We start from the raw sequence: 10775 nt of genomic DNA on the forward strand, positions 1-10775 counted from the left end.
CCCCCACCCCGTCCCCATCCACCAAGCCGAAATCGACCGCCAAACCAGACCCCGCCATCCCCACCGGCGTGACCCTGATCAAGAACAAGAAGTACGGCTTCTGCGTCGACCTGCCCGGTACCGGAAAGGGCAAGCCGGACGGCAAGGTCCAGGACGGCGCCTGTGAGCCGTCCGGGGCCGACAACCAGCGCTGGACACTGGAGCGGCGGGTGAAGGGCGGTGGCACGCGGGGGGCCGACCTCTACCTGATCCGCAACGCCAAGGACGGTCTCTGCTTCGACCTGCCGAACTACGGCCCCGTGCGCGCGACGACGCCCGTGACCGAGTACCACTGCGACGGCACCGACGCAGACAACCAGCTCTGGTGGCTGGACAGGCGCCCGGACGGCGCCTACTGGATCCGCAACCAGAAGAGCGGTGACATGTGCCTGGACGTGGCCCGCACGGACAAGGCGGCGGCGCACACCAACGCCACGCTGTACCCGTGCAGCGACACCGACGACCACCGGTGGGTGTTCCGCACGCCCTGACCGGAGCAGGCGCGTCCCCGTCATCCGGCACCGGGTGACGGGGACGCCTCCGCTAGCGGGCGGGCTCTCCGAACGGGTCCTTGGCGTCGACCGGCGGGACCTCCTTCGCACGGTGGTTGCCGGGCTTGCAGCCCGCGAAGGGGCCCGACGGGTCGCGCAGGGAGGTCATCACCGGTCCCAGGTAGTCCCGGTGCCAGTTGGCGGGCCCGCACATCCCGGAGCCGGGGCCGGTCAGCTCACCCCAGGCCAGCCACAGGCCGTGGAGCTGGGCGACCGCCTCCGGGTGCTCCCACCAGCGGGAACACCAGGGTTCCCCGGAGGTGACCTCCCTGCCGTAGACGGGGAGCAGGACGTGGTGGGCCCACAGCGTGAGCTGGCGCAGGGTCCGCGCGTAGTCGACGCCGTTCAGGTAGAGGATGAACTGCGGCTGCTCGGGCTCCTCCGCGGGGCTGTCGGACGTCATCGGCCCTTCTTCTTCGCGGGCCCCTTGCCCTTGCGGTCGCTGCCCTGCCCGTGCTGGTGCCGGGAGGACGACTGACTGCTCTGCGTGGACTGCGTCGACTGGCTGGACCGCCGTGTCTGCTCGCCGTTGCCGGTGTTGGGCGACATGAAGGCGGAGGAGCTGCCCACGGGGTTCTCCATGGCGCCGCGCATCTGTCCCATGCGCGACGACTCGGCGACCGGCCGGTCCTGAGTGGCGGTCTCCCAGAGCCGCGGGTCGTACTGCTCCCACTGGCCCACCGGGGCCACCGGGGCCACCGGCTGGTCCTGGGCGGTGGCCCTGCTGTGCCGGCTGGTCGTGGACCGGCGGTCCGAGGAGGGCAGGTCGCTCAGTTCCGTGCCCTGCGTCGTGTCCTGCCTGGTGGACTGCGTGTTGTTCCGGTTGGCGTACCACTCGGCCAGGGGCTGGGCCAGTGTCCCTGCCCCGAGGGACAACGCGCCGATGCCCTGGGTGAGGTAGGCGCTGTTGGCGTCCTGCTGGTGGCCGCTGGCCCCGTAGCCGTAGGCGGCGGCGCCTCCCGCCTGCATCGCCTGGGTGACCCACACTCCCAGGTTGCTCCACTTGGACTTCTTGAACTCGGGTGACGGGCCCTGGCCGGTGTAACGGCGGTGCAGCTCCAGCGCGACGCTGCGCAGGCCCTCGACGGTGCTGAGCGCGCCGAGCGCCGCGGCCACCCCGGTGCCCGCGCCGTAGGCGGCCTGCCCCGGTGTCCGGGCGGGCGCGGCGGCGTCCTGGCCGAGGATGCCGGCGCCCTGGAGGACGGCGGCGGTCCCACCGCCGCCGATGGCGGCGATCTGGTTCCGGTTCGCCTCGACCCACCGGTACGCCGTTCCCGCTCGGTTCAGGGCGGACGTGAACGTCCTGCCCCGGGCCACGTACGCCCAGCCCTGGATGGCGGTCGAGTAGAAGGGGTTGCGCTCCGGGAGCTGCCGCAGCGACTCCGGGTCGAAGTTGGCGGGCAGCCGCACCCTCTCCTTGTCCCGCCGCGTCTCCTTGATCTGCCGATCGCTGGGAGGGTCGTCAGGCAGACTGCTCCAGACCTCCGGTGCGGTGGTGTAGCTGTCACTGCTGGAGACGCTGGTGCTGGACGCCGTCTGCCCGGAGTTGCCGCTGCCTGTCGAATCGGGTGATCCCTGCCTGTCCCTGTCCTGTTCGCCGGCCATCGCTGGTCCTCCTCCTTGTTGACGTCGTCAGGCACATCGGAGTGGCGGGGGGAACGGTTCACGTCTTCTGCGGGGCCTGCTTGTTCCAGCGCCTGTTGGTGTCGTTGACCGCCAGTTCCGCCTTGGTCAGGTCGACGTGCAGGGGGATGCCGGGGCGGCTGCCGACCTTGATGAGGAAGTTGCCGAGGCCGGGCGGGTCGGTGTGGCGGCCGCCCGTGGCGTCCCAGGCGGGCGGGGTGGACCAGTCGGTCAGGAGGCGTTTCTCCGCCTCCGTCAGCTCCACGACCTGGGACAGGTGCGGCATCTCCGCGGGGGGCAGCCCCCCGCATATCACCATCCCGGCGCGTTCGACGAAGCCCTTGGCCTTGGTGCGGTCCTCCTCGGTGGGCAGGGCGAGGAGGTCGTCGATGCTGTGGGTGACCATGGCGAGGCCGACGCCGCGCTGCCGGTCGAGGCGGGTGAGGGCGTTGACGCGGTCGACGAGGCCGCGGCCCGCCTGGAGGACGCGCCACAGCTCGTCCATGACGAGGAAGTAGTTGCGCTGGGGTTCCAGTCCGGCGTCCGCGAGGGCGTGCGCGGCGGAGACCGCGCCGAAGCCGTAGGACCAGCAGGAGAGCAGGGCCGCCGCCTGGAGCAGGGTCTCGCTGTCGTCGATGCCGCTGACGTCGAAGCAGACCGGGCGGTCCAGCTTCATCGGCTCGGTGGTGGGGCGGGCGAAGGTGCCGCCGAGCCTGCCGTCGCCGAGCAGGGCGGTCAGGGACGCCTCCAGGTTCTCGGTGATGTCCCGGTAGCGGGCGAGGTCACCGCGGTCCAGGGCGACCGAGCGCACCGCCTCCGGGGCGTCCTTGATGACCCGTACGAGGTCGCCGAGGACCGGCGTCTGAGCGCCCGTACGGTCGTCGAGGACGTTCAGCGCGGCCGACAGGATCGTCTCCTCACGGTCGGTCGGCGGTGCCGAGCGCAGGATCGTCACCAGCGCCGAGACCATGTGGAGGCGGCGGCCGTGGATGTCGGCGAGCAGACGGCGGCGCGCGTCGCCGGTGAGCCGGGCCGCCGCCTGGAGGGACTCGCCGGGGTCGAGGACGTTGAGGTTGCCCCGGCCGCGGCCGAGGCTGATGACCTGGCCGCCGATGGCCCGGATGAGGTCGGTGTAGTCGGGCTTGAGGTCGCCGAAGACGAGGGGGTGGACGCCGTAGCCGGACAGGCCGAGCGCCATGCGCCGTACGACCGTGGACTTGCCGAGCCCAGGGCGGCCGAGGACGAACATGGACGGGTTGGCGAGCAGGCCGGTGCGCATGAACCAGGAGACGGGGTCGCAGCAGACCGTGGCGCCGGAGTCCAGGTCCCGGCCCAGCGGCACCCCCACCATGGGCGTTCCGGCTCCGGCGCCGAACGGCCACAGGCCGCAGACCTGGACGGTGGTGCCGCGCCATTCGGGCGCGGGGTCGACGTAGCCGACCGTGCCGCCGCCGGGGCCCGGCCAGCCCCGTGCGGTGGGGCGCGGCGGGCGGGCTTCCTTGGTGGTGCGGGCCATGCGGGGTCCTCCTGGTGTCTGCTGCTGCGTCGAGCCCTGCCGTGCCGCCGTCTCCGTCCGGCGGTTACATCGCGTCCCGGACGGTCTGGGGCAGCGCCGTGTGCAGCGGCAGCACCAGGCCGAGGGGCAGTGCCGCGGCGAAGGCGGCGGCCTGGGAGCCGTAGACGGGTCGTACGGCGATCCGGGCGGCCGGGGCCAGGTTGTCCACGGCGGCCGCGGCGGTCGCCAGTTCGGCGGCGGAGGTGACGGTGGCCGTGATCAGCAGGCCGAAGCGGATGACGCCGTGGCCCTGCGCCTGTTCCTCGGTGGTGCGGCGGGCCGCGGTCACCTCGGCGTCGTCGCGGGCCTGGCCGATCTGTGACTGCTGGGCGGTGAACAGGGCGTTCTTGTAGTCCTGTTGGACGACTCGGGCGCCCTCGGCGCGGCTGTGCGGGCGGTACAGCAGGGTGACGCGTTTGCGGGCGATGTCGCGGCTGGGCTGGACCAGGCCGGTGAGCACGTTGGAGAAGACCTCGCCCTGCGGGGCCTCCGTCATGGCCCAGGTCACGCTGTACGCGCCGTCGTGGCGGTAGTGGTCCCAGGCTTCCTGCGCGGCCATGGGCCCGGCCTCGTCCCAGGTCAGTCCGGAGCCGCCGGTGGCCCGCGCCTCCTCGACCAGGGGCGCCACGGTCGGGTCGTAGGCGACACGTACGGCCTCGGCGAGTTCCGTCGCCGTCATCGGTACGGCCGTACCGGCGCCGGTCATGGACAGTCCCGCGGTCAGTCCGGGCAGCCGGGTCCCGATGTGCACGGCCATGTCCTCGGCGCTGCGGCGGGGTGAGCCGGGGCGGGCCGCGCCGGAGTACGTCAACGCGACCCGGGTGGCGATCTGCGCGGAACCGGCCGGGTAGGCGGCCAGGACCTCCCGGAGCATCGCGGACGCCAGATCGGGGGCGTCGTCGACGGCGTTGGCGGCGATCTCCTGCTGGAGGCGCACCCCGGTGTCGGGGGCGGTCTCCACGGTGACGCTCGCGGCGACGAGGCCCGGCTCGGCGCCCAGGGTGGACAGCCACTGCCCCCAGTGCGCCACCCAGGTGTCGACCTGCTGTTCGTCGACGAGGGCGGCGCCGTCGGCGTCGCAGGAGATGACGACGGTGTGGTGGCCGGTCGACGGGATCGTGATCACCGCGAAGGGGCGGCCGTAGCCGTCCTGAGCCTCCGTCAGCGTGGACCCGGCGGCGAGACCGGGCAGCTTGCAGGTGCCGTAACCGGCCCGGCCCAGCGGGCCCGAGCGGTACAGGTGGCCGCCGGAGGAGGTGGTGCGCCACCAGGCCAGCCGGACCGCGCCGCGCTGCATCAGGGTGCGGCCGTGCCGGTCGCGCACCGCGAGCGGGGCCGTGAGCACGGCCAGCGTGAGGGCGAGGCCGAGCGCCGCCCAGGTGGAGACGAGGGTCGCCAGGACCACGGCGACCAGTCCGGCGAACAGCAACAGGGTCGCCCCCAGCGACAGGCCCCGCAGGCCGGAGGTGCGGGGCCTGCGGAAGTTGCCGTAGGTGCGGGGCCGGGGTGCTTCAGTGACTGCCACGGGGCTTCTCCTGCCGGTCGTCTGCGGGGTCCCGGTCGGGGACCGGTACGGGCGCCGCCGCCTCGTCGTCGTACGCGTCGGTCTGCTCGGTGTCGTCGGGGCGCGTCGGCCGGGCGGGGCCGCCCGGGACGCGCTCGGGGTCGGGGGTGCCGCGCGCCGCGCCGTCGGCGCCGCGGGCCGGAGCGGGACCGGGTGCGGTACGGCCGCCGGTGGCCGCCGCCCCCTCGGCGGTGAGCGCGGCGCCGGACACCGACCGGCCCGCGGCCAGGTTCCGCAGCTGCGGTACGGGCAGGGCGCCGGTGGCCGTGACCGGGCCGCCCGCCGCGGTGGCCGCCCGGGGAGCGCGGCCCGTGCCGGACGCCGCCGCCTGCACGACGGGCGCGGCGAACCGCATCAGCGCGGGCAGGGTGAAACAGGCCAGCACGATCAGGACGACCCCGGAGACCATGGAGACCACGCCCTGGCCCTGGGCGTCACCGCCCTGGCTCTCGCCGCCCATCGCGAACGCCGCCGCGTACACGACGGCGGCGGCCGGTTTGTACAGCACGAACGCCAGCAGCCAGCCCACCGACCGGCGGAACCACACCCGGCCGCCCGCGGTGCCGCTGGCCGCCGCCGCCAGCGGCAGTGTTCCGGTGAGGATCACCAGCATGGCCATCCGTACGATCATCAGCGCGATCTGCGCCACGCTGGCCACGACCACCAGCAGGGCCATCAGCAGGACGAGGAACGACGACTCCGTGCCGCCCAGCGCCAGCATCGCCGAGGTGCGCCGGTCGAACTCGGCGACGCAGGCCGCCACCGGGTCGCCGGTGGCGCTGATCTGCTCGCAGCCGGTGGACCGGTCGATGATCCACACGCTGAACTTGTCGCCCGCCACGGCCAGCAGACTCACCGCGGCGACCCCGGCCGAGGAGACCACCACCAGGTTGAGCAGCCCTTGCAGCGCCTGCCGGGCGGGCTCGCCGCGGCGCTGCCAGGCGATGTGCCCGGCGGCCACCAGCAGGCAGAGCACGGCGGCGAACGAGGTGAACCAGAGCGTGGAGCCGCGCAGGAACGCCACCGGGCCCGCGCCGTCGGTCAGATCGGGCGTGCCGAGGTTCATCCAGGCGCCGCCGAGCGCCTTCACGGTGGTGCTCGCCGCCTGCGCGGCGCTCTCGGCTATGTCGTCGAAGGCGCTGTCGCCGAGGTCGTCGGGCGTGGTGCCCGCCCCGTCGCCCACGCAGTAGCCGCCGATCGTCGGGGCCACCCAGCCGAAGTCGCAGCCCGCCATCAGACGCCTCCCCACGCGGTGTACCCGGCGAGGGAGTCCACCGGGGTGGGGGCGGCCGGATCGGCCGGGTACTCCAGTTTCCAGTCGCCGTCGCGCCACAGCACGGTCGTGGTGGCGGACTGCATACGGCCGTCCGGGAACCGCCACACGGTCTGGATCACCGCCGTCGTGTCGTGGTACGTGACGAACCGGAACCCGGCGATCTGACCGTGCACGGCGCCCGTCGCCCCGTCCGCGTCGGCCGTGCGCTCCGCCTCCCCGCGGTCGGCGATGTAGGCGTCGCGGCCCGCGCCGACGGTCTGGGCGCGGGTCACCTCCCGCCAGTCGCCGGCCGCCAGGTAGCGCACGCTGATCTGGCTGGTGGCCAGCAGGGCGCCGAGGGGCGTGCGGGCGTAGCACCGGGCCACGTCGTCGTCGGTCACGGCGGGCCCGGCCGCCCGGGAGGAGGGCAGGGCCACGGACCCGTACAGGGTCCAGGTCACGTCGGCGGGGGCGGCGGCGGGGATGTCCCGCGCCCGGTCGGTGAGTTCGGGGCAGTCGCCGCCGTCGGCGGCGGGGGCGGACGTCCGCGTCTCCGGCGTCCGGGGCGGGGTGGCGGCGTCGTCCTCGCCGGGATTGTCCGAGCCCACGGCGAGCGCCGCGCCGATCACGGTGACGAAGCCGACGAACGCGGCGGCGAGGACGAAGCCGCCGCGCAGCCAGGGACTGCGCGGCTCGTCGGCGGCCACGCGGTCGCGGGGTTCTGGCATGTCGCTTCTCCCTCCTCAGGGGTGGTCAGGTCAGGGCGGTCAGACGAGCGCGCCGACGATCCCGGACGCGGAGCCGACCAACAGGCACGCCCCGAGGACCAGGCCGAGGCCCCTGGCGTGCTCGCGGCCACCGCCCCGGGAGTGGTCGACGGCCATCCGGGCGGCGACGCCGAAGATGCCCGCGACACAGAGGGCGGTGACGCTCCAGGCCACCCACTTCAGGACCGTCAGGAGCCCCTCCGCGCCGGGCGGCGCCTCTCCGCCGCCGACGTCCGGGACGCCCGAGGGCTGGTTGGGCGCCGCGGCGAGGTCGGCCAACGGGGCGAGGTGGAGTGAGGCGTCCGATACGGCCGCCAGCAGGCTGGACAACGGGTTCCTCCGGGGTGGTCGGGTCGGGGCCTCAAGCAGGTCGGGGCCTCAAGCGGATCGGGCCTCAAGCAGGTCGGGTGAGACGGGTCAGGTCGCGGGACAGCGGCGCGCACTCCCGCGGCAGATGGGCCAGGGGCGGCTCACCGAGCCGCCAGGACTCCACCCACGGGATCTCCCACAGCCGGGGCACCGCGCCGGAGACCAGCCGCACCAGGTTGTGCAGGGTCCGGGGGCGGCGGCCGGGGGCGTCGGCGACGACCACCAGGCCGAGCAGGTCCACGCCGGTGACCATCCCGGACGCCCACTGCCGTGCCGCGCTCTGCGCCGCCTTGACGCCGTACGCGCTGGAGCGGGCGACGAGGACGACGGGCACCGTCGCCGACGCGGACGCCGCGGGCCAGGCGCGGCCCGCGTCCCGGCCGCCGGGCACCGCGCGCTCCAGGGTGGAGACGCCCGCGCCGCCGTGCACGCCCAGCCACCACCAGGAGTGCCCGGTGTCCGCGCGCGGCGGCCGGGCCACCGGCAGCGCGTGCTCGGGGCGCGGCACTCCGACGCCCTGGGGTGCCGCCGGGCCCGAGAGCTTCACCGACATCTCCTGAACCGATCGCCGGGGTTTCCCGTTGCTGCTCCCCGGAGGGCGCGGCTGCGGCAACCAGGGATTGACTTCCGGCACATCCCCCGCCACGGCGACTCCTTCAGCAGTTGACTCAACTGCCGCAAGTTATACATAAGTTGCTTACCGTGCACAAGTAGCAATTCCTGAAGTAAGCGACAGACGGGACAAGTTGTCCCTGCTGTGCGTGCGCGTCTTCCGAACGGCGCCGGTTCCTAGGGAGGTTGGACATGAGCGGCCTGACCACAGGGGTGAGGTCGGCGACGCTGGCGACGGGCTGCGCCGCCCTCGGGCTGGTCGGTTCCCTGCTCGGCCTGTCGGTGCTGGGGGCCGCCGGGAAGGAACGGGACCCCGCCCCCGAGGGGTTCGCCACCGCCTTCTCCCCCGGGCGCGCCCCGGCGGAGTTCGTGGTGTGGATCGAGCGGGCCGCGCAGCTCTGTCCCGAGGTCAGCGCCCCGCTGCTGGCCGCCCAGATCGAGGCCGAGTCGGGCTGGAACCCCAGCGCGGTCAGCCCGGCCGACGCGCGGGGCCTGAGCCAGTTCATCCCCGGCACCTGGGCGACCTGGGGCGTCGACGCGGCGGGCCGGGACGGCAGCGCCGAGCCGGACGGGGTGGCCGACCCCTTCACGCCGGGCGACGCCATCATGACCCAGGCCCGCTACGACTGCTGGCTCGCCGACAAGGTCGGTTCGACGGACGCCGACGGCGACCCCACCCGGCTGATGCTCGCGGCCTACAACGCCGGACCCGGCGCCGTCGAGACGTACGGCGGCGTCCCCCCGTACCCGGAGACCCAGACCTACGTCACCCGGATCATCGCGTCGATGGCCGACTACACCGACGGCGTGCCGACCGGGACCGGAACCGCCGAGAGCGGCGGCGCGTTCGGCGACCGGGTGGTGGCCGCGGCCAGGAAGTGGCTCGGCACCCCGTACGCGTGGGGCGGCGGCGGGCCGGAGGGGCCCGGGCGGGGCTTCGCGCAGGGCGCGAACACGGTCGGGTTCGACTGTTCGAGCCTCGTGCAGTACGCGGTCTACCAGGCCAGCGGCGGTGAGGTCCTGCCGCCGCGGGTCTCCCAGCTCCAGGTCGGCGCGGGCCGGGCGGTGTCCCGCGACGCGATACGGCCCGGTGACGTGATCGGGTTCAGCCTGAACGGCACCTTCGACCACGTCGGCATCTACCTCGGCGACGGCCAGTTCATCCACGCCCCGCGCACCGGTGACGTCGTACGGATCGACCGCCTCGACCAGCCCTACTACGCCGACAAGCCGCAGAAGGTGAGGCGCTTCGGATGACTGTCCGCCGCACTCCGGACCCGCGGGGCCTCGCCGCGGTGACGTTCGCGCTCCTGCTCGCGCTGGGCGGCTGCGGCTCCGGCTCCGGCTCCGGCGACGACACGGGGGCGGCCTCCGCCGCGCCGTCGGCTCCCGCCGCGACCGGCACCGGCCCGTACCCCTCGCCGTCCGGCCCCGGCGAGGCCACCCCGCTGCCGACGGCTACCCCGGGCACCCCCCGGGTGGACGTCCCCCGGCCCGCCGACGTCGACCAGCGGGACGCCGACGCGGTCGCCCGGGGCGCGCTCACCGTGCTGTGGACGTTCGACACCGTCACGGACAGCGGCCCGCACGACGCCGGGGTGCGCGCCGCGGACGCGGGCTGGCTGACCCCGGCCTACGCGCGCCGCCTGCGCGGCCACCAGCCACGCTCGGTCCCCGGCGCCCAGTGGCGGGAGTGGGCCGGGCACCGGGCCGCCACCGACGTCACCCTGGAGCGGGCCCCGGACGCCGCGATACCGCCCGACACCGTCACGGAGGCCTGGCGGCAGTGGGCGGTCACCGCCTCCCCGCACGGCTCCGACCGGTGGACGGGCGAGCCCACCACCGTCGTCGCGTACGTACGACTCACCCGCGCGGCGGCCGGTCAGGCGTGGCGGGTCGCCGACGTCGCCGTCCGGTAGCCCGGACCGTCCTGTCCCCCACCAGCCGGAGAGAAGACGCACATGCCGCACGGCTCCACCGAAGTGCCCGCCTGGCCGGTCTACTCCCTCACCGTGGACGACGACGGCCGGGTCCTCGCATCGGGCCCGCTGGTGCCCGCCGCCCGGCATCCCGGCCGGGCCGGAGCCATCGGCGCGGTCGCCGCCGCTGCGGCCCGGCTCGGCCGCCCGGTGCGGGCCCGGGCCACCGAGCCGGACGGCACCGTGTGGCTGCTGGCCGTCTCACCGGACGGGGCGGTCGCCGAACTCCCGGGCGGCGGGCGGCGCGAACGGGTCTCGCGCAGGCGCGGCGACAAGGGCGTCCCGGACCCCGTCGACGCCGGTCCGCCCACCGGCCCGGCGACGGCCCGCGAGCCCGGCCCCGACCCGCGCCCGGGACCCGACGCCTACGCCGGGTCGCTGGCCCAGGTCACCGAACACCTCCGGGCGGGCCGCCTGGACGAGGCCGCGGAACTCGCCGCGCGCCTCGACGAGGGGGCCGC

General features: G+C 74.7%; 11 protein-coding genes and 1 pseudogene. 4 read left to right on the forward strand and 8 right to left on the reverse strand.

Annotated elements, in window-relative coordinates:
• The coding region (locus tag KBY47_RS35540) for an RICIN domain-containing protein (protein ID WP_210928690.1) at positions 1 to 530 on the forward strand (530 nt) is incomplete at its 5' end.
• A gap of 52 nt (positions 531 to 582) precedes the next feature.
• Here the strand turns inward: KBY47_RS35540 and KBY47_RS35545 are convergent.
• From KBY47_RS35545 to KBY47_RS35580, 8 genes are all read right to left on the reverse strand, one after another.
• Positions 583 to 993 (reverse strand): DUF4913 domain-containing protein, encoded by a 411-nt coding sequence (locus KBY47_RS35545; RefSeq protein ID WP_210928691.1) that lies wholly within the window; start codon positions 991 to 993, stop codon positions 583 to 585.
• A complete protein-coding gene (locus KBY47_RS35550; protein ID WP_210928692.1) occupies positions 990 to 2195 on the reverse strand; it encodes a hypothetical protein in 1206 nt (401 codons plus the stop codon). Before KBY47_RS35550 ends, KBY47_RS35545 begins: the two co-directional genes overlap by 4 nt.
• Positions 2196 to 2253: 58 nt before the next feature.
• Positions 2254 to 3729, reverse strand: coding sequence for an ATP/GTP-binding protein (locus KBY47_RS35555; protein ID WP_210928693.1), 1476 nt, complete (start codon positions 3727 to 3729; stop codon positions 2254 to 2256).
• A gap of 64 nt (positions 3730 to 3793) precedes the next feature.
• A complete protein-coding gene (locus KBY47_RS35560; protein ID WP_210928695.1) occupies positions 3794 to 5293 on the reverse strand; it encodes an SCO6880 family protein in 1500 nt (499 codons plus the stop codon).
• Complete coding sequence (locus tag KBY47_RS35565) at positions 5280 to 6566, reverse strand: hypothetical protein (protein WP_210928696.1); 1287 nt, start codon at positions 6564 to 6566, stop codon at positions 5280 to 5282. Before KBY47_RS35565 ends, KBY47_RS35560 begins: the two co-directional genes overlap by 14 nt.
• A complete protein-coding gene (locus tag KBY47_RS37125; RefSeq protein WP_210928697.1) occupies positions 6566 to 7315 on the reverse strand; it encodes a hypothetical protein in 750 nt (249 codons plus the stop codon). The genes KBY47_RS35565 and KBY47_RS37125 overlap by 1 nt, the downstream gene beginning before the upstream one ends.
• Before the next feature lie 39 nt (positions 7316 to 7354).
• The gene (locus tag KBY47_RS35575; protein WP_210928698.1) at positions 7355 to 7684 is read right to left on the reverse strand and encodes a hypothetical protein; all 330 of its coding nucleotides are present in this window, start codon (positions 7682 to 7684) and stop codon (positions 7355 to 7357) included.
• Positions 7685 to 7748: 64 nt separating this feature from the next.
• Positions 7749 to 8270: a DUF6668 family protein gene (locus KBY47_RS35580; RefSeq protein ID WP_210928699.1), complete on the reverse strand. Its 522-nt coding sequence runs from the start codon at positions 8268 to 8270 to the stop codon at positions 7749 to 7751.
• 257 nt (positions 8271 to 8527) lie between these two features.
• On the opposite strand from KBY47_RS35580, the gene KBY47_RS37130 reads away from it, so the two are divergent.
• The 3 genes and pseudogenes from KBY47_RS37130 to KBY47_RS35595 form a co-directional block, all read left to right on the forward strand.
• On the forward strand, positions 8528 to 9592 hold the full coding sequence (locus KBY47_RS37130; protein WP_210928700.1) for an NlpC/P60 family protein: 1065 nt from the start codon (positions 8528 to 8530) through the stop codon (positions 9590 to 9592).
• Positions 9589 to 10254, forward strand: coding sequence for a hypothetical protein (locus KBY47_RS35590; protein WP_210928702.1), 666 nt, complete (start codon positions 9589 to 9591; stop codon positions 10252 to 10254). The genes KBY47_RS37130 and KBY47_RS35590 overlap by 4 nt, the downstream gene beginning before the upstream one ends.
• Before the next feature lie 42 nt (positions 10255 to 10296).
• A pseudogene (locus KBY47_RS35595) lies at positions 10297 to 10775 on the forward strand (hypothetical protein); the annotation flags it as partial.

Origin of the sequence: Streptomyces sp. B93 (assembly GCF_018070565.1) — a bacterium.
Classification (GTDB): domain Bacteria; phylum Actinomycetota; class Actinomycetes; order Streptomycetales; family Streptomycetaceae; genus Streptomyces.

Excerpts from the sequence above, each read along its gene's own strand:
- KBY47_RS35590 (WP_210928702.1), top strand. The coding sequence starts at position 9,589 with ATGACTGTCCGCCGCACTCCGGACCCGCGGGGCCTCGCCGCGGTGACG.
- KBY47_RS35555 (WP_210928693.1), bottom strand. The coding sequence starts at position 3,729 with ATGGCCCGCACCACCAAGGAAGCCCGCCCGCCGCGCCCCACCGCACGG.
- KBY47_RS35550 (WP_210928692.1), bottom strand. The coding sequence starts at position 2,195 with ATGGCCGGCGAACAGGACAGGGACAGGCAGGGATCACCCGATTCGACA.
- KBY47_RS35545 (WP_210928691.1), bottom strand. The coding sequence starts at position 993 with ATGACGTCCGACAGCCCCGCGGAGGAGCCCGAGCAGCCGCAGTTCATC.
- KBY47_RS37130 (WP_210928700.1), top strand. The coding sequence starts at position 8,528 with ATGAGCGGCCTGACCACAGGGGTGAGGTCGGCGACGCTGGCGACGGGC.
- KBY47_RS37125 (WP_210928697.1), bottom strand. The coding sequence starts at position 7,315 with ATGCCAGAACCCCGCGACCGCGTGGCCGCCGACGAGCCGCGCAGTCCC.
- KBY47_RS35565 (WP_210928696.1), bottom strand. The coding sequence starts at position 6,566 with ATGGCGGGCTGCGACTTCGGCTGGGTGGCCCCGACGATCGGCGGCTAC.